18 protein-coding genes and 1 pseudogene are annotated in these 25,722 nt (G+C 73.4%); 8 read left to right on the top strand and 11 right to left on the bottom strand.

Annotated elements, in window-relative coordinates:
- The first annotated feature begins 486 nt into the window (after nucleotides 1-486).
- Nucleotides 487-2,517 (top strand): bifunctional glycosyltransferase 87/phosphatase PAP2 family protein, encoded by a 2,031-nt coding sequence (locus ACZ6X9_RS13685; protein ID WP_469778173.1) that lies wholly within the window; start codon nucleotides 487-489, stop codon nucleotides 2,515-2,517.
- Nucleotides 2,518-3,182: 665 nt separating this feature from the next.
- Here ACZ6X9_RS13685 and ACZ6X9_RS13680 read toward each other — a convergent pair.
- From ACZ6X9_RS13680 to ACZ6X9_RS13665, 4 genes are all read right to left on the bottom strand, one after another.
- Nucleotides 3,183-3,896: a hypothetical protein gene (locus ACZ6X9_RS13680; protein ID WP_469778172.1), complete on the bottom strand. Its 714-nt coding sequence runs from the start codon at nucleotides 3,894-3,896 to the stop codon at nucleotides 3,183-3,185.
- Nucleotides 3,893-4,435 carry a DUF6114 domain-containing protein gene (locus ACZ6X9_RS13675; protein WP_469778171.1) on the bottom strand — a complete coding sequence of 181 codons (543 nt, stop codon included), beginning with the start codon at nucleotides 4,433-4,435 and terminating at the stop codon, nucleotides 3,893-3,895. Before ACZ6X9_RS13675 ends, ACZ6X9_RS13680 begins: the two co-directional genes overlap by 4 nt.
- Before the next feature lies 1 nt (nucleotide 4,436).
- Nucleotides 4,437-5,069: a DUF6230 family protein gene (locus ACZ6X9_RS13670; RefSeq protein WP_469778170.1), complete on the bottom strand. Its 633-nt coding sequence runs from the start codon at nucleotides 5,067-5,069 to the stop codon at nucleotides 4,437-4,439.
- Nucleotides 5,070-5,343: 274 nt separating this feature from the next.
- The gene (locus ACZ6X9_RS13665) at nucleotides 5,344-6,048 is read right to left on the bottom strand and encodes a LuxR C-terminal-related transcriptional regulator (protein ID WP_469778169.1); all 705 of its coding nucleotides are present in this window, start codon (nucleotides 6,046-6,048) and stop codon (nucleotides 5,344-5,346) included.
- Between the two features lie 505 nt (nucleotides 6,049-6,553).
- On the opposite strand from ACZ6X9_RS13665, the gene ACZ6X9_RS13660 reads away from it, so the two are divergent.
- Both ACZ6X9_RS13660 and ACZ6X9_RS13655 read left to right on the top strand, forming a co-directional pair.
- A complete protein-coding gene (locus tag ACZ6X9_RS13660; protein WP_469778168.1) occupies nucleotides 6,554-10,321 on the top strand; it encodes a coiled-coil domain-containing protein in 3,768 nt (1,255 codons plus the stop codon).
- Nucleotides 10,318-10,680: a DUF6086 family protein gene (locus ACZ6X9_RS13655; protein WP_469778167.1), complete on the top strand. Its 363-nt coding sequence runs from the start codon at nucleotides 10,318-10,320 to the stop codon at nucleotides 10,678-10,680. The genes ACZ6X9_RS13660 and ACZ6X9_RS13655 overlap by 4 nt, the downstream gene beginning before the upstream one ends.
- A gap of 136 nt (nucleotides 10,681-10,816) precedes the next feature.
- On the opposite strand, the gene ACZ6X9_RS13650 is transcribed toward ACZ6X9_RS13655, so the two are convergent.
- Nucleotides 10,817-11,236, bottom strand: a complete 420-nt coding sequence (locus tag ACZ6X9_RS13650) for an aggregation-promoting factor C-terminal-like domain-containing protein (protein ID WP_223770134.1) — start codon at nucleotides 11,234-11,236, stop codon at nucleotides 10,817-10,819.
- A 241-nt stretch (nucleotides 11,237-11,477) separates the two neighbouring features.
- Between ACZ6X9_RS13650 and ACZ6X9_RS13645 the strand changes: the two genes are divergently transcribed.
- Entirely contained in the window at nucleotides 11,478-11,981 is a 504-nt protein-coding gene (locus tag ACZ6X9_RS13645; protein ID WP_469778166.1) for a GNAT family N-acetyltransferase, read from the top strand.
- A 68-nt stretch (nucleotides 11,982-12,049) separates the two neighbouring features.
- Here the strand turns inward: ACZ6X9_RS13645 and ACZ6X9_RS13640 are convergent, their stop codons facing one another.
- The 6 genes and pseudogenes from ACZ6X9_RS13640 to ACZ6X9_RS13615 form a co-directional block, all read right to left on the bottom strand.
- Nucleotides 12,050-13,066, bottom strand: a complete 1,017-nt coding sequence (locus ACZ6X9_RS13640) for an ECF transporter S component (protein ID WP_469778165.1) — start codon at nucleotides 13,064-13,066, stop codon at nucleotides 12,050-12,052.
- 83 nt (nucleotides 13,067-13,149) lie between these two features.
- Entirely contained in the window at nucleotides 13,150-15,294 is a 2,145-nt protein-coding gene (locus tag ACZ6X9_RS13635) for an ABC transporter ATP-binding protein (RefSeq protein ID WP_469778164.1), read from the bottom strand.
- 704 nt (nucleotides 15,295-15,998) lie between these two features.
- Nucleotides 15,999-17,120: pseudogene (locus ACZ6X9_RS13630) on the bottom strand (energy-coupling factor transporter transmembrane component T); the annotation flags it as partial.
- Entirely contained in the window at nucleotides 17,090-17,866 is a 777-nt protein-coding gene (locus tag ACZ6X9_RS13625; RefSeq protein ID WP_469778163.1) for an SCO2322 family protein, read from the bottom strand. The gene ACZ6X9_RS13625 and the pseudogene ACZ6X9_RS13630, both read right to left, overlap by 31 nt.
- 239 nt (nucleotides 17,867-18,105) lie before the next feature.
- Nucleotides 18,106-19,362 carry a prenyltransferase/squalene oxidase repeat-containing protein gene (locus ACZ6X9_RS13620; protein WP_469778162.1) on the bottom strand — a complete coding sequence of 419 codons (1,257 nt, stop codon included), beginning with the start codon at nucleotides 19,360-19,362 and terminating at the stop codon, nucleotides 18,106-18,108.
- A 541-nt stretch (nucleotides 19,363-19,903) separates the two neighbouring features.
- Nucleotides 19,904-20,518, bottom strand: a complete 615-nt coding sequence (locus ACZ6X9_RS13615) for a TetR family transcriptional regulator (RefSeq protein ID WP_469778161.1) — start codon at nucleotides 20,516-20,518, stop codon at nucleotides 19,904-19,906.
- A gap of 389 nt (nucleotides 20,519-20,907) precedes the next feature.
- On the opposite strand from ACZ6X9_RS13615, the gene ACZ6X9_RS13610 reads away from it, so the two are divergent.
- The 4 genes from ACZ6X9_RS13610 to ACZ6X9_RS13595 all read left to right on the top strand — a co-directional run bounded on the left by ACZ6X9_RS13610 (nucleotide 20,908) and on the right by ACZ6X9_RS13595 (nucleotide 25,590).
- Nucleotides 20,908-22,281, top strand: coding sequence for a glycosyltransferase family 4 protein (locus ACZ6X9_RS13610; protein WP_469778160.1), 1,374 nt, complete (start codon nucleotides 20,908-20,910; stop codon nucleotides 22,279-22,281).
- Nucleotides 22,282-22,833: 552 nt separating this feature from the next.
- Nucleotides 22,834-23,601, top strand: a complete 768-nt coding sequence (locus ACZ6X9_RS13605; RefSeq protein ID WP_469778159.1) for a class I SAM-dependent methyltransferase — start codon at nucleotides 22,834-22,836, stop codon at nucleotides 23,599-23,601.
- Nucleotides 23,598-24,698 (top strand): prenyltransferase/squalene oxidase repeat-containing protein, encoded by a 1,101-nt coding sequence (locus ACZ6X9_RS13600; protein WP_469778158.1) that lies wholly within the window; start codon nucleotides 23,598-23,600, stop codon nucleotides 24,696-24,698. The genes ACZ6X9_RS13605 and ACZ6X9_RS13600 overlap by 4 nt, the downstream gene beginning before the upstream one ends.
- 343 nt (nucleotides 24,699-25,041) lie before the next feature.
- Nucleotides 25,042-25,590 carry a hypothetical protein gene (locus ACZ6X9_RS13595; RefSeq protein WP_469778157.1) on the top strand — a complete coding sequence of 183 codons (549 nt, stop codon included), beginning with the start codon at nucleotides 25,042-25,044 and terminating at the stop codon, nucleotides 25,588-25,590.
- Nucleotides 25,591-25,722 lie beyond the last annotated feature (132 nt).

The following is a 25,722-nucleotide window of genomic DNA, read 5'->3' as shown; positions in this document are numbered from 1 at the left end:
AGCCGGACCGGGAGGGCGCGCGGGAATTTCCGGGCGGCCGGCGCCGGTGTCCGAGTCACCGGGACGGCGGGGCCGGCGCTCGCCGGCGTATCGGGGGGCCTGGGAGAAGTCGGGAGACCTGAGAGGTCCTGGAGGGAACTTGATGGTCGCCGCACCCTACGGAAAGAGCCCGAACGTCCCGTAAGGGCGACGCCCCCGCCCTCCCGTACGGGGGAAGGATCCGCCGTCCTTTACAACGAGCAATCCGCCGCCCCGTAAGGGAGAAACCCCGTCGTCCCCACCCCCACGGGAACCCTCGGCACCCCTAATGGGCGGGAATGTCGGCACCGCGCCCCCTAGGGGGACGCCTTCCGGCCACGTTCGGCGGCTTTGAGGTGACCTGGGGGTGACCTGCGGCTGTTCTCCAGGACTCAGTAAGGTCTCAAAGAGCCGGACGAGGGTGACCGTCAGGGTGACCGCGATGGGCGACCGGAGGAGCGGCAAGGCGTGGTGGAAGCAGAACGGAGCGGGGCGGCCGATGCTCCGCGGGCGGGTTCACGGACCTTCGTGGCCCTGGGAGCCCTCTGGCTGATCGCCGGGTTCCTGGCGGTGCGCCAGGCGGCGGTGGTGCTGCGACGGCCGCCCGACCGCCGGTTCACCGACCTCGGCGCCTGGATAGGGGAGCACGGCGTCCTGCGGACGCGCGGCTCCTTCTACGAGGACGACCGGTTCACCGGTACCCCGGTCGGCGGCCTGGTGCTCAGACCGCTGACGAACGCCGCCGAGCGCAGCCTCGGCATCGGCTGGACGCTCGCGACGCTGCTGCTCGTCGTCGCGCTCGCACTGGTCGCCGCCCGCGCGCTCCCCGGGCCGCTCTCCCGCCGCACCGCCCTCCTGGCCGCCCCCGTCGCGGTGATCCTCACCGTGCTCTCGCTGCCGGTCCGCAGTACCTTCAGCCTCGGCCAGACCAGCATCATCCCCGTCCTGCTCGTCCTCCTGGCCTGCTGCCTGCCGTGGTTCGCCCGGGGCGACGGGCGGGCGGCCGGCGTCCTCGTCGGCGTCGCGGCGGCCCTGCAGCCGGCCGTCCTCCTCTTCACCCCGCTGCTGTGGCTGACCGGCCGCCGCCGCGCGGCCGTCACCACCGGCGTGACGTTCGCCGCCGCCACCGCCGTGGCCTGGGCCGTGGCGCCCGACGACTCCTGGACGTACTGGGTCCACCACATCGCCGGCGCAGGCCTCGGCGACAAGCCCGACGGGCTGACCAACCAGTCGCTGCACGGCCTGCTGCTCCGCCTCGGCCTGCACGGCCCGGTGGAGATCGCGCTGTACGGGGTGCTGGCCGTCCCGGTGGCCGTCCTCGGGCTGCGCCGGGCCGTGCACTACGCCCGCGACGGGCAGCCGCTGCTCGCCACGGCCATCACCGGCTGCGTCGCGGTCGCCGTCTCGCCCACCGCCTGGCAGCACCAGCAACTGTGGATCCTGCTCGCCCTCGCCGGGCGCGTCGGCAAGCGGCGCGCGGACCGGCTGGTGTGGCCCGTCCTCGTCGTGCTGGTCATGACGCTGAACCACACGATCATCGTCCCGGACCACCCCGTCCTCGTCCCGATCGGCGACAACGCGCCGCTGCTCGCCGCGCTCGCCGCCGCCTGCGCGGTGCCGTTCCTGACCCGCACGTCACCGCTGTGGGACCGGCCGGCGCCGACCCCGGTCGCCGAGCCGCAGCCCGGCCGCTTCTCGTGGGTGCCGCTGCTGCGCTTCTGGAAGCGGCCGCTCAACCGGCCGAACCTGTTGCTGGAGTTGATGCTGATACGGGTGGGTTACTTCGCCTACTCGTACATCCGCGGCAGCGCCCCCGACGAGCGGGCCCTCGCCGAGGCGCACGGGCGGCAGATCAGCGGTGCCGAGGAGTTCCTGCACATCGACTTCGAGCATGGCTTCAACCACTTCGTGGCGGGCATCGGCTGGCTCAAGGACGCCATGAACTACTACTACGGCACCTTCCACTTCCTGGTGCCGCTGTCCCTGCTGGCCTTCATGTACGTACGCCGCCCGGCCACCTACCGGTGGGCGCGCACCGCCCTCGCGCTGGCCACGCTGCTGGCGCTGGTCGGCTTCTGGGCGTACCCGCTGGCACCGCCGCGGCTGATGCCGGGCCGCGGCTTCATCGACACGGCGAACGGTCCCCAGGACCTGTCCAATCCCGACTTCGGCGCGCTCACCGAGCTGTCCAACCAGTACGCGGCGATGCCCTCGCTGCACATCGGCTGGTCGCTGTGGTGCGGCGTGATGATCGCCGTCGTGGCGCCGAAGGTGTGGATGAAGGTGCTGGGGATGGTCTACCCGATGATGACCTTCCTGGTGATCATCGGCACGGCCAACCATTACGTCCTCGACGCGTGCGGCGGCGCACTGGTGGTGGCCTCCGGGTTCGGCATCCAGTACGCGCTGAGCGGCCCGGGCCGGACGGCCCGCGCCCGGATCCCGGCGGCCCGCAGCGGGAGCGACGCACCGGAACCGGCGCCCGCGGCACGGGTCTGACCCGGGCGGTGGCGCGGTCGGGGGTCGCGCCGCGGGCGGGCGGTCGCGTCCCGGGCGGGCGGCGGCTTCCTGGGCGGGCGGTCGCGCTGCGGGCGAGCCGTCGTCCTGCGGACGAGCCGTCGTCCTGCGGACGAGCCGTCGTCCTGCGGACGGGCGGCCGCGCTGCGGGTCCGTGCGACCGGGCGGGAGCCGGAGTTCCCGATCGTCCGGGCGATCGAGGCGCGGGACGGGCGGATCGCCCGCGTGCGGCCGTTCCCACGGGACAGCGCCGCGATCACCGAGGTGTGCGAGGAGCCGGCCCCGGCCCACCGACGGGGGCGCGGCGGGCGGGGGCCGGAGGAGGGGTGACGGCCTCCCGGCGGCGTCTCGGCCGCCGGTCGGTCGTCTGCCCTGGAGAGGGCGTGTCAATCGCCGGTCGTCCGGCGATGTGCGCTGGTCATGCGCCGGTTGTTCGGTGCTGTGCGGCGGTCGTGCGGCGGTCGTGTGGCGGTTGTAGGTCGGTCGTTCGTCGGACGTTCGTCGGTGATCCGCTGATCACTCGCTGATCACCCGCGGGTCGTTCGTCGCCGGCCACCGATCGCCCGCCGTCCATCCGCCGATCCCCGGCCGGTCAATCACCGATCCCCGGCCGGTCTATCGCCGATCTCCGGCCGGTCACCCGCCGGTCATTCGCCGACGAGGACGCGTGACGCCGGGTCGGTCACGTCGGTGACGTCGTAGACCGCGCTGAACGCGGACGTCTTGGCGGCCGTCGGGCACCCGAAGCCGCCCTCGACCTTCACCGGCGTGGGGGCGCCGGAGAGGGTGATCCTCGACGGGTTGTCGGCGTCGCCGTTGGTGAAGACGGCCGGCAGCGCCGCCGGCGCGGTGGGTGCCGCCGTGACGGTGCAGGTCGCCAGGCCCGTCGTGGAGAGCTTGAAGCCTCCGGCGGGCATGCCGAGCGTGGCGATGATCGGGGCGCCGTTCTGCATGGCGACGGTCCAGGTGCCGTAGGTCTCCACGGTCGCTCTGACACCCGGCATGCTGGTCGTGCAGCCGCTGAAGGTGGGCGGGTTGATGTCGTTGCTGACCGGGCCGGAGGCGTTGTGGTTGCCGGGTGCGTCGGGGATCCGGTTGTTGGCGCTGCCGGCCGTGGGCGCGGAGCCGGAGGCCGTACAGGTGACGGTGACGGAGCCGGCCTTGAACGTCGCCTTGCCGTTGAGCGTCGCGGCGAACGAGTGGCCGGCCGGCGTCACGGTGGTGGACGGGGCGTCGGCGGCCGTGGCGGTTCCGGCCGTGGCGGTCCCGGCGCCGGTGAGGGCGAGCGCGGCGGTCAGGGATAAGCCGGCCCCGGCGGCGAGCAGGGTACGGGCGCGGAGGCGGGGGAGCGGTGTGGTCATTGCGGCTCCTTCGGGGGGAGGGGTGGTGCGTGGGGGACCTTGCGAAGGGGGACGCGCGGGGGTGCGGCGGGTGGGGCGGGTGCAGTGGTCGGGGCCGAGGGGGACGTTGTGGGCTCGACGGGTTCGTCCTCCGGTTCCGCCGTCGCCGACGCGGGTGGCGGCGGGGGCGGTGGGTGCGGCTGCCAGGCGAAGACCATGCTGCCGCCGATGACGCCGAGCAGGGTGCCCAGCAGGAACCCGCCGAGGTTGGAGAGCACCAGCGCGGCGGCGGCGCACATGACGGTGACGATCCCGGCGAACATCCGGTAGGAGGGGGCGAACCAGGCGCTCAGCCCCATCATGATCATCACCAGCCCCATCAGGATCGACAGGATGCCGGTGATCCCCTGGACCAGCATGATCTTCAGCGGCCCCAGCGGAATGGCGCAGATCTCGGCCCCCGCGAGGGCGCTGAGCAGACCGCCCCAGAAGGGGCGGCCCTTGCGCCACGTCCGCCAGGCCGACCAGGGGTGACGGCGTGCCTCGGTGCCGGACGTCACGTCAGAAGCACTCCGACTTGCCCTTGTGCAGTGTCAGGTTCAAGCCCGACAGCTTGAACTTCGCCGCGGTGGTGGCGACGGCGGTCTGCTTGACATCCTTGATGGTGACCGTCCTGGCCTGCTGGGCGAAGAGGTCCTGTATGCCCTGTGCCGTATCGGGTCCCTTGTCGAGAGTCGAAGCGTCACGGCCGATCTCGATGTCCTCGAACTCCGCGTCACCCGACAACTGGGTGACGTCCAGCACCAGATCCTCCGCCTTGACCGGGTTGTTCGGGTCCCTGCCGGCGGAGATGTTCAACGAGAACGTGCCGATGATGGGGATGTCGGTCACCACCGACTGGCAGAGGTTGACGATGGTCGCCTTCTTGAGCGCGGTCACCGCCACGGGAAAGGGATGCTCGTCGGTGCTCCGCACGGTGTAGTCCATCCCGCCGTACTGCGCGAACCCCTCACCCTTCATGCTCTTCGCCGAGACCTTGAACTCCTGCCCCGACACCGCGAACGACGCCGCCAGCGCGCCCTGCGCGAGCGCCACGGCCAGCGCGCCCGTGACCGCGAACCCGGGAACGGCCAGTACGGCGAATCTGCGCCACCTGACCCGGCCCGTCACCTGTCTTCCCTGTACGTCCTTCATGCTGCGTCGTCCCCTCGGTGGGCGGTGCGACAGCGCTGCCGGAGTGCCTTGCGTGCCCGTGCCGGCCGCGATGCCCGCGTGGTGGCAGAGGTGCGAGGTGCGAGGTGCGTTGCTATGTGCTGGTGTGCGTGATGCCGGTGATCCATGAGGCGTCCGCCGCGCCAGGCGCGACACGACGGACGCGCGGGGGACGAACTCGCCGTCCCGCAAGGTGTACCCGAGAGTAAGTCCGCCGCCGGGCAGTGGCAAGGCCTGCGGTGGTCGGCTATTTCAGTCAACAACAAAGGGAGTTGGGGTGAATGTGCCAGCCGCATGCTCCGGTTCTGGTGGCGATGACGGCGGCTTGCACTCGGTTGGTGACTCCCAACTTGGCAAGTACGGCCTTGACGTAATCCTTGACGGTGGTCGTGCTGATATTCAGTTGCCTCCCGATCTCGGCGTTCGTGTGCCCGTGCCCGAGCAGGTGGAGGGTCTGACGTTCGCGGGCCGAGAGCGCTCTCAACTTGCCCACCAGATGAACGGGGGCGTCTCCGGAAGCGAACCCTTGACTCAGTCGTCGGACGATCGGCGCGGACAGGCAGCCGGCCCCGGTGGCCAGAGCCCGGACCGACCGCGTCAGTACATCCGGATCGGTGTCCCTGAGCAGGAATCCGGTCGCTCCCAGCCTCAGGACTTCTCCGATATGGCTGTCGCTGTCGAGAGAGGAGAGCACCGCCACGTGAGGCGGAGTCTCCAGCGAGCGCAAGCGGCCGAGCACCGTGAGACCCACTGCCGCGGGAGGCTGAATCCCGAGGAGCACGACGTCCGGGCGCAGATGTGTGGCTGACGAGACCGCTTCCGCGATGGTGCAGGTCGTCGGCACCGTAAGGCCGGCAGCGGCTTCAAGAATGAGCCTGATGCCGGTCCTCAGCAGTGTTTCGTCGTCGGCTATCAGGACATTGACCGTGTTGGGTGCCTCTTTCGGATCGATGTTCCTCACCCCCATGAATGACGCATGGTCCCCACTTGGGATCTCGAGCGAGCGTAACGGCGCTCGGGGCTCGGCCAAGGTGTCCTGACCGCTCGGCCGCACGTCCCGGCTGCCGCACTCCGGCGGTGACCACCCCTCCCATCGGGTGGGGTCCCCCACCGATCGCAGGCTTGGCGACCCTCCCCCGGGGGGTACCGGTGCCTGCCGGCACGGGCGAGGATCCAGCCGCTTCCCTCCGTTCCGCTCGCGGTGACGCCGCGTCAGCCGGGCGTGCGGCTTCCCCGGCCGGCGCCGACGGTCGCGCCGTTCGCTCATGCGCGGAGGAGCACTGTGATCCATTTCCCGTCGGTGCGCGACCCGGAAGAGGTCCGGAATGCACAGAACGACGTCAAGGGCACGGAACCCGAGAGAAGGTGGTGGCACGACGTGGAAGGCGCTGCCGACCACCCTCAGATGCATAGCGCTGGCCACTGTTGCGTCACTCACTTTGAGCATCGCGGCGGAAGCCGCACCCTTGGAACCACGCAAGCCGGCTTCTCCGCGTGGCTTGCGAGTCGCGGGAGAGGAAGAGCCGGACGATTCCACTCAACTGGGTAGGCAGGCACGTAACGACCGTTGCCTGGCCGGTCAGTTGCTCAACTGGGGCGAGGTGGAGACGAAGACCGTGGCCTCCGGCCTGCTGGACGGCCCGGAAGACAAGCTCCACGAAGCCGTCGACGGCGGTTTGTGGTCGCACGGCGGGCCGTTGGGCGAAGCGAAGTACCGCGACGAGAAGGAAGTCCGTGCCTATTGGAAGGCATGGGACACCCAGTACACGGACTGGGCGAAGACGCTGGACCCGTTGAACAAGTACTGGTTCCTCCCGGAAAAGCTGTGGCGCGCGCCGGAGTTCGGCGAGCCGATCCGTCAGTACCTGATCCACGACATCCCCTTTCGGTACAAGCTTCCCGAAGCCACTCAGGCAGCCAAGGATCAGGCCAAAAAAGTGGCAGAGGGGGTGGACGGCGAAGACCGGAAGGTCTTCGACATGCTGGGGCACGCCCACGGTCCCGGCGACATCCGCGCTTTCATCGAACACGGCGGGTATCTGAAGGTCGCTCCGGAACCCGGCACCGTCGAGTTCCGCACGGAGGTCGAGGCTGCCAAGGCCAAATGGGCCGGGTGCGATGTCGGTACGCCTTTCGACGCGTACCGGGTACTGGGCCCTGTCATCACCGCCGCACACCAGGAATGGCAGTCGGAGCTGGCGGCACAGGCGAAGGCCCGTACCGCCATAGTGCAGGCTCAGATCCAGTCGGTACGCCACCTGCGGAGCGCCACTGATGCCATGGTGAAGGCGTCGGGGCAGGCGTGGGTGGCCGATGCCGTACTGCAGTGGCAGAAGTACCAGAATGACCGCCGAAAGGCGAAGCAAGAGGTCCCCGACGCCTCGGTGTTCAGGCAGGCCGATGCGATTCTGAAGGACGCCAGGACAAAGGCCGAGGTCGAGGCCAAGCGCGCCGAGCAGGCGTCCACGGCGGCCAAGGGCGAGGGTGCGAAGATCACCGCGGCCCAGGACGAGGCCGCCAAGGCGGCCGACGCCATCGGGGCGCCGCGCGGCCGGGGTCTGGAGTACGCGCAGCAGTCCGCGCAGGTCGCCCGGGCCTCCGTCGCCGCCACGGAGGCGGCGGCCAAGTCCGCCCGGACGGCCTCCCATGCCACCGAGGCCACCGTCAAGGACAGCAAGACGCTGGCAGCACTCGCCGAGACCCAGGCGCACGCCGTCCAGGCCGAGTATCACCGGGCGGCGGCCCAGGAAGCGGCCGCACAGGCGAAGGCGGCGGCCGACTCGGCCGGCCGGCAGGCCACCGAGGCGAAGGGCGCGGCGGCGAAGGCCGTGGCCGCCCAGGCGACGGCGGAGAAGGCCGAGACCACCGCACGCGATGCGGCGAAGGACGCCTCCGAGAAGCGGGCCGTCGCCGAACGCGAACGGGACAACGCCAAGAAGTACCGGGCCGACGCCGATGCCGAGCGGAAGCGGGCGGCAGAGGCCGACAAACGGGCTCAGGAACAGAGAACACGGGCGGCGGAGGCGCTGGACAAGGCCCGTGGCGCGGGCGGCACGGCGGCCGAGAAGGCCGGGGCGGCCGAGGACGCGGAGTACCGGGCCAGTCAGGCTCGTCACGACGCGGAGGTCGCTGAACAGCGGAAGGCCGCTGCGCAGGCCCGGTCCAAGGCCCTGGAGGCGGCCGCCGCCGCCGCGCAGGGCACCGAGGCCGCCAAGGACGCCAGATCCGCGGCCGACGAGGCGAAGACCGAGGCGGCTGAGGCGACGGATGCCGCGTCAAAGGCGCGTCACGAGGCCGACGAGGCAACGTCCGCCGCTGTCGCCGCTCGTGAGGACGCCATCAAGGCGACCGGTGCCGCACAACGGTCCCGTGCCGCGTCGGATGCCGCCGCTTCCGACGCTGCCACGACGCGCTCGGCGCTCGCGACGGCACACGCCGCCGCCGCCGAGGCGATCGAGGCGTCCGAACAGGCGGCCCGGAACGTGCGCAACGCCGAGAAGGAGGCCAAGAAGGCGGCAGAGGCCGCGGAGACGGCACGCAAGGAGGCCGAAGCAGCACGGTCGGAGGCTCGTCAAGCCGCCGCCACCAGCGCCGAAGCGACCGGGCACGCTCACGCGACGGCACAAGCAGCCGCAGCGGCCCGGGACTCGGCGGCGGAGGTGACGCGGCCGGCGGCCGTGGCCATAGGGCTCGGCGGTCCGTACCAGGAGAAAGACTCCTCGGCGGGCCTGTCGGTGATCGTGGGGCAGACGTCCAAGTCGCTTGCCGAACAGCAGGAAGCCGCGGCGCAGGCGAAGGCGGAGGAGGCGGCCCGCGCCGCCAAGGAGGCAAGAGAACTCGCCGTGAAGGCGTCCAAGGACGCCAAGCTCGCGGCCGAGGCAGCGGCGACGGCAGCGGAAGACGCCGCGCGTGCCGCACGCTCCCTCGCCGAAACCCGCACGTATGCGGCACGGGCCAAAGCAGCGGCCGAGGCGGCGCAGCGAGCCGAGGCGAACACCAATCGGTACAACGAACAGGCCGGTAAGGACGCGTATCTCGCCAACGCGGCCGCGGGGACGGCCGAGTCCGAAGCCTCCGCAGCCCGTGACAGTGCCGATGAGGCGGAAAAGGACGCCGGCAGCGCACGAAAGGCGGCCCGCGCCGCGGAAGGTGACGCATCAGCCGCCCGCGGCGTAGCCGAACGGGCCGACGATTATGCGACGGCAGCCGAGACCTCGGCCTCTCACGCCCGTGACGAGGCGAAGAAGGCGAGCGACGCCGCTACTCGTGCCGAGGCCGAGGAACGGGCGCGCCTGGAAGCCGAACGCAAGAAGGCCATGGAGGCCGGGAACTTCCCCGTTCCCGGCGGTGGCGGCCCCGACCTGGGCACCGACGACGAAGCGATCCTGCTCAAGGCCTGCGGCCAGACCTGCGTCGACGACTTCCGGGAAGCGCGCAAGGCCGCCTCCATGAGTGTCGTCGACTGGGTCAAGGAGAACGGCGCCGAGATCCTCCTCGAGGTGCTCGGCGTCAACAACGTCAAGCGCTGCCTTGGCGAACGGCACATAGAGAGCTGCCTGTGGGGGCTGGTCGACGCCGCGGGCTGGTTCACGCTCATCACCAAGATCAAGCCCATCGGCAAGGCGATCTACCGTGTCGCGACCGGGATCAGCGGGTTCTTCGAGAAGGCCGAGTGGGGCCGGAAGACGACCGACCGGATGCGCCGGATCGTCGAGCGGGCGAAGGCGGAAAAGCCGGCTCCGGAGAAGCCGCAGCCTTGCCTCAAGCCGGCGGCCGGGCTGGGGTCGCGGCAACCGGTCAGCAAGGCCGGGGGCGACCCCAACCCTTGTGGACCGGTCACTTTCCCGCACAAGGGAGACCGGGCCAAGCTGGGGTCCGATGGCAAGTACCACCTGAAGGAGGGGGACCGGAACTCGAAGATAGACAACCCGAACGACTTCGGTGACACCATCACCGACATCGACGTGATAGAGGGCGGGGTGCTGTGGGAAGAGAAGACGGCCGTGCACCCGAATATCGACCCTGTCCGTTGGGCCAGTGAGACGGTGGGGAAGAAGCTGTCCGTGTACATCCGGGCCCGGCAGTACGTCAAGGGATACGAGAAAGCCCCCATCGGCATGTGGTTCGTCAAGTCCGGCACGACGCCCGAACTCCGCAGACAGGTGGAGTTGCGTCTCAACGAGTTCCGTGCGCTGCATCCGGACGTGGACATCCGTTTGAGGTGGACCGATTGAGTTATCTGTTCAACGTTGGTGACAAGACCATCTGGATGCCGGACCTCCGGCTGGGTGCTCTCTACTCAGGCATGGCAGAAGCCGCCGGTGCGGCCCTGGAACGCCCCACAGGGCTGATCGCCATTCCGGGAGAGCTGTACCGGATCGACGTCCCCGCGTTCGAGGATTTCGTCAGGGCGGTGCTGGCCTACCGCGCGGAGCGCCAGGACGATCTCATCGACCGGCTGCTGGACGGGGTGCTCCCGATCTCCATCCGGCTGTTGGAACGCTCCGGCGTCTCCATCGAAGGACGGACCGAACAGGAGCGGCGATACCTCGCCGAGGTCTCCGGCATGAATCTGCGCCTGGTGGCGCCCTGAGGGAAGGCGGGAAGGGAGACCGTTCGGGTCCTGGTCGCGGCGGGGGCGCGGACCCGGGGGTGAGGCAGGCGAAACGGCGGTGGCCGCCCTTCCCGTGCCGGGGAGGGCGGCCACCGCCGTTGTCGTACGGGGTCCGTCAGTACGACTTGTGGGCCTGCCAGTAGGACCAGGCGCCGCAGGGGCTGCCGTAGCGGTCCTTCATGTAGTCCAGGCCCCACTTGATCTGGGTGGCGGGGTTGGTCTGCCAGTCGGCGCCGGCCGTGGCCATCTTCGACGCCGGGAGGGCCTGGACCAGGCCGTAGGCGCCGCTGGAGGGGTTGGTGGCGGTGGGGTTCCAGCCGCTCTCATGCTCGACGATCTTGCTGAAGCACTGGAACTGACCCTCATCCTTGATCATCTGCCGGGCGGTCTCCTGCGCGGCGGCCTGCGGCGCGGCGGTCGCGGCCTGGGCCGGACCGGAGGCGAAGACGGCACCCGCGGCGGCCAGGGCCACGGCGGCACCGGCGCCGGCGGTCAGCTTGCGGGAGGCGAAGCGGCTGATGGTCGAGAACGTCACGGAGGAGAACCTTCCGTCGGGGGCAGGACAGCGCCGCCGGACCGTGGGGTCCCTGGCGGCTCAACCAACCTGCGGGACGGTTCCGGGGCGGTGCAACGACCGCTGTGTACTAGGGCGGGGCGGAGAAAGGCGGGAGCGATCGGGGTCGGGGGTGGGGCCGCGGGTTGGTTCGCTACGAAAGACGGTCGTTTGTGGGGCGGGTCACGTGGGGGCCCTCACGGGGAGGTAATACCCTCGTACCGTGCACATCTCTTACGTCATACGGCGTGCCCAGGCATCCGACGCGTCCGCGCTCACCCGGATGGTCCGGTCCTCCCGCGCGTACGACGGTCACTACGCGCCGATGGTCGAGGGCTACACGGTCGGCCGGGACTACCTCGCCGCCCACCCGGTCTTCGTCGCCGTGGCCGAGGACCCCGCCGTCGGCGCCGGCAGGCGGCTGGGTTTCTACGCGCTCCTGCTCGACCCGCCCGAGCTGGACCTCATGTTCGTCGCCGACGCGGCGCAGGGGATGGGGGTGGGCCGGGCCCTCGTGGCCCATATGAAGGAACAGGCCCGGGCCGCCGGTCTGACCTCGGTGCGCGTCGTCTCGCACCCGCCGGCCGAGGGCTTCTACCGGTCGATGGGGGCCGTGCGCACGGGAACCCTGCCCGTGGTGCCGTCGAGGATCATGTGGGAGCGCCCGGAGTTCACGTTCCGGATCGGCCCGTCGGCGGAGGGTGCGGCGGACGTGGCGGTGGCCTGAGGCCGCCGTCCGGGTGGCTGTGCGCCCGTCCGTCCGCCCCGGTACGCCCCCGCCTCCGTTCGCGCCCGCTACGCCCCGCCTCCGTCCGCGTCCCGCGCGGGGCTGGTCTTCGCCGTCGGCTCCTCGGGTGTCTCCGGCTTCTCGGGTGTCCCCGGTCCCTTAGGCGTCTCCGGCTTCTCGGGTGCCGCTTGCTCCTTGGGTGTCCCCGGCTTCTCGGGCGTCTCCGGCCCCTCGGGGGTCTCCGGTCCCTCGGGTGTCCCCGGGCCCTCGAACCTCACCGGCGCCGCGAAAGCGGCCCGGCGCGTCGCGCGGCGCAGCGCCTTGAGGACCGCCGGGCCCAGGAGAAGCGTGGCCAGCAGCGTGACGACCGCGCGCGGCAGGTCCCAGCCCAGGGACGTGGTGAGGCAGTAGGCGGCGAAGCGGGCCAGGTTGTCGCCGAGCGGATCGCCGGGGACGAAGGAGATGCCCGTGCCGAGACCGGCGATGTAGGGCCAGCCCTGGAGATTCATGACCGTGCCGTAGCCGACCGACGCCACCGCGCCGTACGCCGCCAGCATCAGCAGCTCGCGGCGGCCCCGCAGCCGGTCCGCGCCCGGCAGCAGGCCCGCGCCCAGGGACACCCAGCCCATGGCCAGCATCTGGAACGGCATCCACGGCCCGACCCCGCCGGTCAGCAGCGCCGACGCGAACATCGACAGCGCCCCGAGGACGAACCCGAAGCCCGGGCCCAGCACCCGTCCCGCCAGCACCATCAGGAAGAACATCGGTTCGATCCCGGCCGTCCCGGCCCCCAGCGGGCGCAGCGCCGCGCCCGCCGCCGCGAGGACGCCGAGCATGGCGATGGCCTTGGCGTCCAGGCCGGTGTCGGCGATGGTCGCCACGACGACGGCGAGGAGCAGCGGCAGCAGCGCCGCGAACAGCCAGGGCGCGTCGCGCGAGTGCGCCAGGCCGGACGACGGCGCCGCCAGCAGCGGCCAGCCGAACGCCATGACGCCCGCGATCGTCAGGAGCAGGAGCGCCACGGCCGAGCGGCGGCCGAGGCGGACGGCGCGAGCCTGTGCCGTCACGTGGGTCTGTGCCTTCATGCCGGTCTGTGCCCTGTGTGCCTTCACGCCGGTCTGTGCCGTCACGCCGGTCTGTCTCTTCGCGCGAGACCGGGCCGCCGCCGTCATGAGGGCGCCCCTGGGGAGTCCGGTGAGGAGTCCGGTCCCGTGGGGCCCGGTCTCGTGGAGTCTGTTTCCGTGGGGTCCGTTCCTGACGGGTCCGCTCCTCCGTGTGGCCGCGGGCCCCGGGGGCCCGCCCCTGACGCCTCCGGTCCTGTCGGGGAGGCCCCCGGCGCCCCCGGCCCTGTAGGGGATGTCCCTGACGGGTCCGGTCCCGTAGGGGTCGCCCCTGACGGGTCTGCTCCGTGCGGCCGCGGACCCCGTGGGCCCGCCCCTGACGCACCCGGTCCTGTCGGGGAGGCCCCCGGCGCCTCCGGTCCTATAGGGGATGTCCCTGACGGGTCCGGTGCCGCGGGGGGCGCCTCCGCCACGGCCGCCCCCGCCGTCCCGTCCACCCCCGCCGTCACCGCTGCCCCCGCCGTCCCCAGCGCGTCCCGCACCTGCGCGACGGTCAGCCACCGCAGGGGCGCCAGTACCTTCGCCACCTGCGGTGCGAAGGCCGGGGAGGCGACGACGACGTCGGCCGTCGGTCCGTCCGCGACGATCTCGCCCTCCGCCAGGACGACGACGCGGTGGGCGAGCTCGGCGGCCAGTTCGACGTCGTGGGTGGCCAGCACGATCGCGTGGCCCCCGGCGGCCAGGCCGCGCAGGATCTCCACCAGGCGGGCCTTCGCCGCGTAGTCCAGGCCACGCGTCGGCTCGTCGAGGAGCAGCAGCGGCGGCCGGGCGGCGAGGACCACGGCGAGGGCGAGGGCGAGCCGCTGGCCCTCGGAGAGGTCGCGCGGGTGGGTGTCGTCGGGGACGCCGGGGAGCAGGTCGGAGACGAGGTCGCGGCAGGTGCCGGGGGTGACGGAGGCGTCACGGTCGGCGGCGGCGCACTCGGCGCCGACCGTGTCCGCGCACAGCAGGTCGCGGGGCTCCTGGGGGACGAGGCCGACGTGCCGCAGCAGTTCGCGCGGGCCCGTGCGGTGCGGCGCGGCGCCGCCGACGGCGACCGTGCCGCGCGCCGGTTCGTGCATCCCGACGAGGGTGCGCAGCAGCGTGGACTTGCCCGCACCGTTGCGGCCCATGAGGGCGACGGTCTCGCCCGGCCGGACGGTGAGGTCCACTCCCCTGAGGGCGTCCACCCGGCCGTGCCGGACGGCCAGGCCTGTCACCTCGGCCGAGGCGGCAGGGGAAGTGGCCGGAGCCCCGGCCGGGGCGCCCGTCGGCGCGGTGCGCCGGAAGCGGCGGAACAGGCCGCGCGGCTCCGCCGCCATTGCACGGGCGGCCTGCCCGTCCCGCCCGTCCCGCCCGTCCCGCCCGTGCGGGGCGGGCGCGGCCGGCGGCGGGACGTCCGCGAGGCGCGCGCGGAGCGGTGCCGCGGCGCGCCGGGCGTCCCGCACGGTCAGCGGCGGCGGCGTCCAGCCGGCGAGCCGGCCGAGAGCGACCACGGGTGGGTGCACGGGGGAGACGGCCATCACCTCGCCCGGCGGCCCGGCGACGGGCGGCTCGCCCGGCCCGGGCAGCAGGACCACCCGGTCCGCGTACTGCACCACCCGCTCCAGCCGGTGCTCGGCCAGCAGCACGGTGGTGCCCAGGTCATGGACCAGCCGTTGCAGCACCGCGAGTACCTCCTCGGCGGCGGCCGGGTCGAGCGCGGACGTCGGCTCGTCCAGGACCAGCACCCGGGGGTGCGTCGTGAGCACCGAACCGATGGCCACGCGCTGCTGCTGGCCGCCGGAGAGGGTGCGCAGCGCGCGGTCGCGGAGGCCGGCCAGGCCCAGCAGGTCGAGGGTCTCCTCGACGCGGCGCCGCATGGTGTCGGCGGGGAGCCCCAACGACTCCATGCCGTACGCCAGTTCCTCCTCGACGGTGTCGGTCACGAAGTGCGCGAGCGGGTCCTGTCCCACCGTGCCCACGACGTCCGCGAGTTCACGCGGCCGGTGGGTACGGGTGTCCCGCCCGTCCACGGTGACCCGGCCGTGCAGCGTGCCGCCGGTGAAGTGCGGGACCAGCCCGCTCACGGCGCCCAGCAACGTCGACTTGCCGACCCCGGACGGCCCGACCAGCAGGCACAACTCCCCTTCGGGGACGGTCAGATCGAGATCTCGGAGGGTCGGGGCGGCGGCGTCGTGGTACGTCACGGTCACCTGCTCGAAGCGGATCACCGGGTACGGCTCCTTCGGGGTGCTGCGGTCGCGTCGGGGTCGTGCGGGGTGTCCGGGGCGTCCGGGCGCGCCTCGTGCGGCCCGTCGCCGGAGGACGGGCGGCCGGGGACGGCGGACGGGTGGCCGGGGACGGCGGACGGGTGGCCCGAGGCGGGAGACGGGGGGTCCGTGTCGGGGGAGGGGCGGCCCGGACCGGGGGACGCGTTCCCGCCGGGTGAGAGGCGACCACGGCCGGACGGCGCGTGGTCCCGGCGGCGCGTGGGGTGGCTTGGGTCACCGTGTGGTGAGGCGTCCGGCTTGGGCGCGGGGTGGCTCGGGCCGTGTGGTGAGGTGTTCGGCTTGGGCGTCGGGTGGTTCGGGCCGCCGTGTGGCGAGGTGCCCGGTTCGGGCGTGGGGTGGCTTGGGTCACCGTGCGGTGAGGCGTCCGGCTTGGGCGCGGGGTGGCTCGGGCCGTGTGGCGAGGTGTTCGGCTTGGGCGTCGGATGGGTCCGGCCGTCGTGTGGCGCGGTGCCCCGTTCGGGCGTGGGGTGGTTCGGGTCGGGCTGTGAGGCGTGTGGTTCCGACGCGGGGTGGCTCGGGCCGTGTGGTGAGGTGTTCGGCTTGGGCGTCGGGTGGGTCGGGCCGCGGTGCGCCGAGGCGTCCGGCCCCGCCGCAGGGCGGCCCGGGCCGTACGGCGAAGCGCCCGGTCCGGGCGTCGGGCGACCCCGGCCGTGTCGCGTGCGCTCTCCGCCCCCGCCCCCGCCCCGGCGCCCCGGGAGGGGCAGGGCGGGCAGCAGGCCGACGAGGACCGAGGCCGCGGGCCACAGGGGGAGGTCCGGGGCGGTCAGGGGGACGGCCGGCGGGTGGAGGGCCTCGGGGGCGTACGCGCCGGCCCACACCATCAGGGCCGTCACCGCCGCGCCCGACCCCGCGACCAGCCACGCGGCGGCGTCCCAGCGGTCCGGACGGTAGCGGGTGCGGACCGAGCGGCGGCCGCCCAGCCGCAGCCCGGTCAGCGCGGCGACGACGCCGGCGAGCAGCAGCGGCGTCCCGTATCCGGCCCCTTCGTCGGCCAGCAGCCCGTACGTGCCGGCGCACACGCCCAGCAGGCCGCCCAGGGTGAGGACGGCCGTGGTGCGCCGCACCGCGGGCGGGACCTCGGCCGTACGGCCGTAGCCGCGCGCGTCCATGGCGGCGGCCAGGGCCACAGAACGCTCCAGGGCGCCCTCCAGCACCGGCAGCCCCACCTGGAGCAGCCCCGCGAACCCGCGGTCCGGCCGGCCGCGCAACCTCCGCGCGGCCCGCACCCGTTGGACGTCCGCGACGAGGTTCGGCGCGAACGTCATGGCGACGACGACCGCCACCCCCGCCTCGTACAGCGCTCCCGGCAGGGACTTCAGCAGCCGCGCCGGGTTGGCGAGCGCGTTGGCGGCGCCCACGCAGACCAGCAGCGCGGCGAGCCGCAGGGCATCGTAGAGGGCGAAGAGCAGGCCCTCGGCCGTCACCCGGCCGCCGAGCCGCACGCCCCGCGCCCAGTCGGGGAGCGGGACTTCGGGCAGGACGACGACGGTGTGGGTGCCGGGGACCGGCGAGCCGAGGAAGAAGGCGAACAGCAGCCGGATGCCGATGACGGCCAACCCCAGCTTGAGGAACGCTCCGTAACTGCGCGCCCAGGGCGCGTCCGTGCGCCGGGCCGCCACCACGTAACCGGCGACGGCCACCAGCAGCGCCAGCAGCAGCGGGTTGGTCGTCCGGGACGCGGCGGCGGCCAGGCCCAGCGCCCAGATCCACCACGCGCCGGGGTGCAGCGCCGGCGTCACCGCGCGCGCCGGCGGCGCGCCTGCCACACGGCGGCGGCCCCGAGCGCGACGACGGCCGCGACGCCGCCGATCAGACCGGCGGACGGGCCGGAGCCGTCCTTCTCGCCGGCCTCGGGCGCGGCCGAGGCGCCGCTCGTCTCCTCGGCCCTCTTGTCGGCCTTCTTGTCGGCTTTCTCGCCGCAACCGGTCCGCGGGTAGCCCTCGATGGCGCACAGCAGGGCCGACGAGTCGTAACGCAGGGGCTTGGCGACGGCCGCGAGCGCGTCGGCGGCGGTGGCGTCGTCCGCGACCCGCGCGCAGGCGGTCCGGGCCGCCGGGGGCCGTTCGCCGCCGGGGGCGTCGGCGGGCGTACCGAAGTCGAGGACGACGGCGACCCGCTTGCCGCCCTCCCGGGCGGGCTCGCGGCCGCAGACGGCGGTGAAGTCCGGTGCGGTGCGCGGCTTTTCGGCGTCGGAGGAGTCCGCGCTGACGGCGAACCGGAAGCCGACCGCGTCGCCGTCCCCGGGCCGCGCCTGGGACGGGCCCTGGGTGGCGTACGTCCAGTCCCCGCCCTTGCCCGCGGTCTGCCAGAACGACCAGTAGCGGTACCCGGCCGCGTGCGCGGGCGCGGCGCCCGCCAGCCCGGCGGACACGGCCAGGAGGCAGGTGAGTACGGCGACGAGAGCGGCGCGTGCGGCGGCCGGGAGGCCGGTGCTTGCTGTCGGCGGGCGGCCGGTACGCATGGTCGACGGGCGGCCGGCGTGCATGGTCGACGGGCGGTCGGCGCGCGCCATCGGCGGAACGCCGCCTGTCGCCGGGTGGCCGCCGCGTGTCGCCAGGCGACGGCCCGGAGTGGTCGGGTGGTCGCCGCGTGTCGCCAGGCGACGGCCCGGAGTGGTCGGGTGGTCGCCGCCTGTCGCCGGGTGACCGCCGGGAGTGGCCGAGTGACCGCCGGGAGTGGCCGGGTGGCCGCCGCGCGCGGTCGGGAGACCGGCGCGGAGAGGGATTCCGGTCGTGCTTCGTACGGCAGCGGTCACCGCTGCTTCTTCCGCCGGTTGCTGAACAGGAAGCCCACGCCGGCGGCGGCGACGAAGCAGACGCCCGCGACCCACCAGGCGCCCGTGGACGAGCCGTTGCCGTCGTCGTTCTTCTCCTCGTCCGCCTTCTCGGCGGACTCGGGGGCGGGTCCGGTCGCGTTCAGCTTGCGCACCAGGTCGGCGCCGCCGAAGTCGCGCGGGTCGGCGCCCGCCGCGCGGGCCGCGAGCACCAGCTTGGCCAGCCGGCCGGGGTCGCCCTTGCGGTTGTCGCCCTCGGCCCAGGCCAGGGTCTTGCTGTCGGCCGACTTGAGCCAGTCCAGCGCCTTGCCGGCCGCCTCGCGGTGGCCGGCCGCGGCGAGCGCGGTGACCGCGTCGGCGGTGGTGCCGTAGTCGGGACCCTTGGGGGCTCCCGGCAGGGACGTCTCCAGGCGGCCGTGTCCGGCGTCCAGCTTCTTCGCCAGGTACGCGGCGGAGGCCGCCGCCGCGGCGGGCGCGTCCTTCGGCTTGCCCTTGTCGCCGTCGGAGCAGGCGAGCGGCTTGACGGGCGCGTCGCCCTTGCCGGCACCGGCCGGCTCGACGAGGTAGCCCTTGCCGAGGGCGGCCGTGGTGGCCGCCGCGGAGGCGAAGTTGTCGGCGGTGAGCTTCCCCTTCTGCGGCGCCCAGCCGAATCCGCCGCGCTGGTCCTCGGGCGCGTCGCAGCCCAACTGGAAGGTGAGGAGCGCGTCGTAGGGGCTCTTGCCGTCCTTGGACCGGATCTTCGCCGGGTCCTGGCCGGTCGCGGCGAACGCGCCGACGGCGGCGGCCGTGGAGTTGGCGTTGCTCTCGGCGCCGGGGTTCATGCCCCAGCCGCCGTCCGCGTTCTGGTGGCCCTTGAGCCAGGCGAGACCCTTCTCGACCTGCGCGCCGCGTCCGCCGACCGCCGCGAGCGCCTGCACGGCGGCGGCGGTCTGGTCGGGGAACTCGTCCTTGGCCGCGTCGCACGGCTTCCCCGTGTCCGCGCGGAAGCCCGGGAACCCGCCGTCCGCACACTGCTGCCCGGCCAGCCAGTCCACCGCCGGCTTCGCCGGGGTGACGCCCGTGGCGTGCTGGGCGAGGAACGCCAGCGACTGCCGGAAGACGCCGTCGAACTTCGGGTCCGCGCTGCCGTAGAGACCGGGCACGGCGCTTGAGGGCGACGGGGCCGCGGGGGACGCGTCGGCGACGGCCGCCGGGACCGCGACGGTGCTCAGGACGGCCGCGCCGGCCAGGGCCATGGCACCCCTGCGGGCACGGGAGGCCCAACGGGGACGAACGGCGGGGGAGGGAGCCATGGGGGTGGTGTGCCTCTCGGGGTCGCGGGGGCGTAGGGCGGTCTTGGGTGCCCGCCCACTTTAACCGGGGCGGTGCGCGAGGGCCGGGGGCCGGGCGGCGGGGCAAGGGGCGCGAGGGCCGGGGGCCGGGCGCGTGGGGCAAGGGGCGCGAGGGCCGGGGCCGGGCGCGCGGGGCAAGGAGCACGAGGGTCGGAGGCCGGGCGGCGGGGCAAGGAGCGCGAGGGCCGGGGGCCGGGCGGGGCAGGGGAGCCCCGTAGCCCCGCGCGCCGTCCCCCGCCATTCCCTCGGGGCAGCCCCCGCGCCATTCCCCCCGCGCCATTCCCCCCGCGGAGTCTCCGCGCTGTCCCCCGCCGTCCCCTCGGCGCCGCGCGAACCGTCGCCTCAGCGCCGTTCTCTCAGCGCCGCTTCAGCACCCCTTAAGCACTCCGCCAGCCCCCTCAACGCTCTCCGACCCGCCCCCTCAAACGCTCTTCGACCAGCCTTCTCAACGCTCCCCGACCAGCCCGCACACCGTCTCGATGTCGATCTTCACCTGGGCGATGGACGCCCGCCCCGACAGCCAGGTGATCAGTGCCGAGTGCCAGGTGTGCTCGATGACCCGGACCACCGACAACTGCTCCGGGCCGGGCGGCACCGGCAGGCCCATGGCGTCCACGATGATCGCCGTGGTCAGCCGGGAGACCGCGTCCACCTCGGCGCTGACCGAGCGGTCGGCGAAGGTCAGGGCGCGGACCATGGCGTCGGCGAGGTGGGGCTCGCGCTGCATCGCGCGGAAGGCCCGCATCAGGGTCCCGGCGACGCGGGCGGCCGGGTCGGCCTCGGTGGGCGGGCGTTTGCGCAGTGTCTCGTGGAGCTGCTCCAACTGGTCCTGCATGGTGGCGACCAGCAGGTGGATCTTGGAGGGGAAGTAACGGTAGAGCGTGCCCAGGGCGACGTTCGACGACTCGGCCACCTCGCGCATCTGCACCGCGTCGAAGCCGCCGCGGCTCGCCAGCCGGGTGGTGGCGGCGAGGATGCTGCGCCGCCGGGCCTCCTGACGCTCGGTCAGCGGGGCCGCCGGGGCGGAGGCGGCTCTCGGGTCTGCGGTCTTCTGTCCCACGTCGGTGCGTTTCCTCTGCAGGGGGCGGTCGCCAGCATGATGGCAGGGCGCGGTTCCGTGACACGAATCACTGGAACGTGTTCCACATTAGCGGGCCGGACGGCCCGCGCCCCAGGTCCGCGGCCGGACGGGGACGAGGTGGGGCGAGGGTGGGGCGAGGGTGAGACGAGGGGGGCGCGGCGGTGAGGGGTGCCGGGCGGGGGGTGGCGGGGCGTGGGGCGGAGTCCCGTCCGGGGGCCGGGTGGGGGTGGTGCGATCGCCGCTTGTCGGCGCCTCGGGTACGTTCTGGACTTGTCGGTCTTTCCGCCGGTTTCCGATAGTGAAACTTGTTCTAGAGAATCGGGAGCGGTTACGCTCCCGCTGAACCGCAGGAAGAATGGGGGCCGCGAGTGACCGCTGAGACCGCCCAGGCAGTCGGGTCAGGTCCGCTCGCCGCGGTGTCCCCGGCCGGGGGCGACGCGCCGCTGCGCATCGCGCTGCTGTCGTACAAGGGCAACCCGTTCTGCGGCGGCCAGGGCGTCTACGTCCGTCACCTCTCCCGTGAGCTGGCCCGGCTCGGCCACTCCGTCGAGGTCATCGGTGCCCAGCCGTATCCCGTCCTGGACGAGGGTGTCACCCTCACCGAGCTCCCCAGCCTGGACCTCTACCGCCAGCCCGACCCCTTCCGCACCCCGAAGCGTGACGAGTACCGCGACTGGGTCGACGCGCTGGAGGTCGGGACCATGTGGACCGGCGGCTTCCCCGAGCCGCTGACCTTCTCGCTGCGCGCCCGGCGCCATCTGGCCGCCCGCCGCGGCGACTTCGACGTCGTCCACGACAACCAGACGCTCGGCTACGGCCTCCTCGCCGACCTCGGCGCCCCGCTGGTCACCACCGTCCACCACCCGGTCACCGTCGACCGGCGGCTGGAGCTGGACGCCGCGGGGGACTGGAAGCGCCGGCTCTCCGTCCGCCGCTGGTACGGCTTCACCCGCATGCAGGAGCGGGTGGCCCGCTGCCTGCCGTCGATCGTCACCGTCTCCGGCTCGTCCCGGCAGGAGATCGTCGACCACCTCGGGGTGCGCCCGGAGCGCGTCCACGTGGTACCGATAGGCGCCGACACCGACCTCTTCTCGCCCGACCCGTCGGTCCCCGTGGTCCCGGGCCGGATCGTCACCACCTCCAGCGCGGACGTTCCGCTCAAGGGCCTGGTGTTCCTGGTCGAGGCGCTGGCGAAGGTACGGACGGAGAACCCGGACGCGCACCTTGTCGTGGTCGGCCGGCGCGCGGACGACGGGCCGGTGGCGCGGGCCATCGAGACCTACGGGCTGGAAGGCGCCGTGCGGTTCGTCAAGGGCATCAGCGACGCCGAGCTGGTGGAGCTGGTGCGCGGCGCCGAGGTCGCCTGTGTGCCGTCGCTGTACGAAGGGTTCTCGCTGCCCGCCGCGGAGGCCATGGCCACCGGGACGCCGCTGGTGGCCACCACCGGTGGGGCGATCCCCGAGGTCGCGGGGCCCGACGGCGAGACCTGCCTCGCCGTGCCGCCGGGCGACGCCGACGCGCTGGCCGGTGCGCTGAAGCGGCTGCTCGGTGACGAGGAACTGCGCCGGCGCCTCGGCGCCGCCGGGCGGGAACGGGTGCTGTCCCGCTTCACCTGGCGGCAGGCGGCCATCGGGACCGCCGAACGCTACCGGATCTCGATCGAACGGGCCGCCGAGGCGAGAGCCCGGGCCCGGAGCGGCGCGGGGCCCCTGCCCGTCCGCCCCTCGCGCGCCCGCCCCTAGAAGTGGGTGGTTCCCTGCCCGCCCCCAGGGCCGCCCCCAGGGGTGGGCGGCCCCCCGGAGGCCGGGTTCCCGAGGGGGAGTGGTTCCCTTGGGAGCGGGTTCCTTGGGGAGCGCGGTTTCCCAGGGGGCCGGGGCCCTTACGGGCGGCCGGTTCTCTTGGGGGAAGTTCTCTTGGGGGAAGGCGATCCCGTAAGGGAGAGGTCGTCCCGTAAGGGAAGCGGCCGCCCGTAAGGGAGAGGCCATCCCCCAGGGGGCGCTGAACCCTTGAGGGGCGACCGACCCGTAAGGGTCAGGCCGCCCTGGAGGCCGGACCGCCCCAAGGGACGGGCTCCGCAAGACTGGGCCACCCGCAAGGCTGGGCCACCCGCGAGGTCGCGCCGGCCGCAAGAGCCGGACGGCTTCCCAGGGAACCGGCCGGCCGCCACCGGGCGGCGCCGCACCACCCCGTACCGCACCACCCGCCGCCCCCGGCGGCACCGCTTCCGCGCGGCAGCCCGCCCGGCCGGGCGCCGACCGTCACTGACCTGCCCCGTCGGACGAAAGCAGAACTCCGTGCTGACCGTCGATTTCTCCCGCTTCCCGCTCGCCGCCGGCGACCGCGTCCTCGACCTGGGCTGCGGTGCGGGCCGGCATGCCTTCGAGTGTTACCGGCGTGGCGCCCGGGTGGTCGCCCTCGACCGCAACGCGGACGAGATCCGCGAGGTCGCCAAGTGGTTCGCCGCCATGAAGGAGGCCGGCGAGGCCCCGGCCGGCGCCACCGCCACCGCCATGGAAGGCGACGCGCTGGCCCTGCCCTTCCCCGACGACAGCTTCGACGTCGTCATCATTTCCGAGGTGATGGAGCACATCCCCGACGACAAGGGCGTGCTCGCCGAGATGGTCCGCGTCCTGAAGCCGGGCGGCCGGATCGCCGTGACCGTGCCGCGCTACGGCCCCGAGAAGGTGTGCTGGGCGCTCAGCGACGCCTACCACGAGGTCGAGGGCGGCCACATCCGCATCTACAAGGCCGACGAACTGCTGCGCAAGATGGAGGAGGCCGGGCTGAAGCCGTACGGCACCCACCACGCGCACGGCCTGCACAGCCCCTACTGGTGGCTCAAGTGCGCCTTCGGCGTGGACAACGACAAGGCGCTGCCCGTCCGCGCGTACCACAAGCTGCTGGTCTGGGACATCATGAAGAAGCCGGCGGCCACGCGGATCGCCGAGCAGGTCCTCAACCCGGTCATCGGCAAGAGCTTCGTCGCCTACGCCACCAAGCCGCACCTGCCCGCCGACGGCCCGTCCGCCGCCGAGGCCGCGTCCGCGAAGGACCGCGCGTGACCACCTACAGCCGCCGCCCCGGCCGCCTCGAACGCCTCGTCCTCCCCGGTGTGCTGTCCGCCGAACAGCTCGACGCGACCGTCGCCGGCATCGCCGCCGGGCAGCGCGCGGACGGCGCCATACCCTGGTTCCGCGGGCACCACCTCGACCCCTGGGACCACGTCGAGGCCGCCATGGCGCTGGACACCGCGGGCGAGCACGACCGCGCCGAGGCCGCCTACCGCTGGCTCGCCGAGCACCAGAACCCCGATGGCTCCTGGTACGCCGCGTACGCCGACGGCGACCACCGGCGGCCCACGGACCGCGCCCGCGAGACCAACTTCGTCGCCTACGTCGCCGTCGGCGTCTGGCACCACTACCTCTCCACCGGCGACGACGCGTTCCTCGACCGCATGTGGCCGACGGTCTTCGCGGCCGTCGAGTTCGTCCTCTCGCTCCAGCAGCCCGGTGGCCAGATCGGCTGGAAGCGCGAAGCGCCGGACGGCGAGGGAGGCGGTGGCGCCGACGTCACCGACGCGCTGCTCACCGGTTCGTCCTCCATCCACCAGGCGCTGCGCTGCGCCCTGGCCATCGCCGAGCACCGCGAGGAGCCGCAGCCGGACTGGGAGTTGGCCACCGGTCTGCTGGCGCACGCGATACGCCGGCATCCGGAGCGGTTTCTGGACAAAAGCCGTTACTCCATGGACTGGTACTACCCGGTGCTCGGCGGTGCCGTCGCCGGTGCGGAGGCGGCGGCCCGTATCGCGGAGGGCTGGGACCGCTTCGTCGTCCCCGGCCTCGGCGTGCGCTGCGTCCTCCCCAACCCCTGGGTGACCGGCGGCGAGAGCTGCGAACTCGCCCTCGCCCTCTGGGTGATGGGGGAGTCCGACCGGGCCGTCGAGATCCTGCGCTGGATCCAGCACCTGCGCGCCGACAACGGCATGTACTGGACCGGCTACGTCTTCGAGGACGACGCCGTGTGGCCCGAGGAACTCACCACCTGGACGGCCGGTTCGCTGCTGCTCGCGGTGGCGGCGCTGGGCGGCGACGAGGCGACGACGGCGGTGTTCGGCGGCGAACGGCTGCCGCGCGGGCTCGAACCGGACTGCTGCGGCTGACGGACGGACGAGCTGGCGGGCGAGCTGACGGGCGGACGAGGTGACGGGCGGGCCGGCGTAAAGGGCCGGTGAGCGGGGGTCGACGGCACGGGCCGACGAGCGGGCGGGCGGGCCGACGCAGGGGCGGCCGAGCGGGCCGGCGCAGGGGCGGACGGAGCGGGTGGGCCGGACGACGGCACACGACGCCGGCCGGCTCGCCGGCGGATGCCGCCCCGCCCGTTTCTGGCCCGTTTTCGACGTGTACCTCCGCACCCGGTAGCCCGAACGATGCGATCCGGATGCGCCGGGCCGCCGGGCGGGCCACGCTGGTTCCGTACCGTGCCCGCCGGCCCCGGAGGCAAGCGTGTCCGACCGTGCCCGTGCCCGCCGCACCGTTGTCGTCCTGCCGCTGGTCTGCGGCCTGCTGCTGGCCGGTTCGGCCTGCGGTGGCGACAAGAAGGAGAAAACCACCGGCGAGGCGAGCCCGACGAGCTCGATCGAGAAGCAGAAGTTCGCCAAGACCCGGTTCGTCACCAACGCCGGGCTCGCCGCCGGCGCCGCCTACCAGTGGATCGTCAAGCCGTACCGCAACGGCGCGTTCAAGAAGGGGGCGGACGGCCGGACGGGCGCGCTCGTCAAGGCGGGTCTCGCCGGGGCGTTCACGTACAACCGGCTCAAGGCCGCCACCCGCAACGCCCAGGGCGATCCGACGCTCGCCAAGGCGCTGGCCCCCGTCAGCGCGGGCATCGACTCCCTCAAGGGCCTCGGCGGCAAGCTCCGCAAGGGCGAGGCCACAGACAGCGACGTGAACTCCGTCGACAGCGTCATCGGCAAGGTCAAGGACGCGGGCAAGAGCGCGGGAGCCCCCGTCACCGACAAGGTGCCGTCGGCGAGCGAGCTTCAGAAGGGCTGACCGGCAGCATCCGCCCGGGGACCCGGCGGGCGCCAGGCCTTGGCAGGCGCCAGGCCTTGGCAGGCGTCCGGCCTCGGCACGCGCCGGCCCGGTTCCCGGGCGGACGTCCGGGAGCCGATGACAGCATGGGCC

This window comes from Streptomyces sp. NPDC052910, assembly GCF_055585605.1.
The sequence above is the reverse complement of the archived record's forward strand: the minus strand, read 5'-3'. Positions and strand labels throughout refer to the sequence as shown.

What these genes read in the sequence shown, in the direction of transcription:
- ACZ6X9_RS13680 (WP_469778172.1), bottom strand. Translation starts at nt 3,896, where the DNA reads ATGACCACACCGCTCCCCCGCCTCCGCGCCCGTACCCTGCTCGCCGCC.
- ACZ6X9_RS13620 (WP_469778162.1), bottom strand. Translation starts at nt 19,362, where the DNA reads ATGGCCCTGGCCGGCGCGGCCGTCCTGAGCACCGTCGCGGTCCCGGCG.
- ACZ6X9_RS13640 (WP_469778165.1), bottom strand. Translation starts at nt 13,066, where the DNA reads ATGAAGGCACAGACCCACGTGACGGCACAGGCTCGCGCCGTCCGCCTC.
- ACZ6X9_RS13625 (WP_469778163.1), bottom strand. Translation starts at nt 17,866, where the DNA reads ATGGCGCGCGCCGACCGCCCGTCGACCATGCACGCCGGCCGCCCGTCG.
- ACZ6X9_RS13670 (WP_469778170.1), bottom strand. Translation starts at nt 5,069, where the DNA reads ATGAAGGACGTACAGGGAAGACAGGTGACGGGCCGGGTCAGGTGGCGC.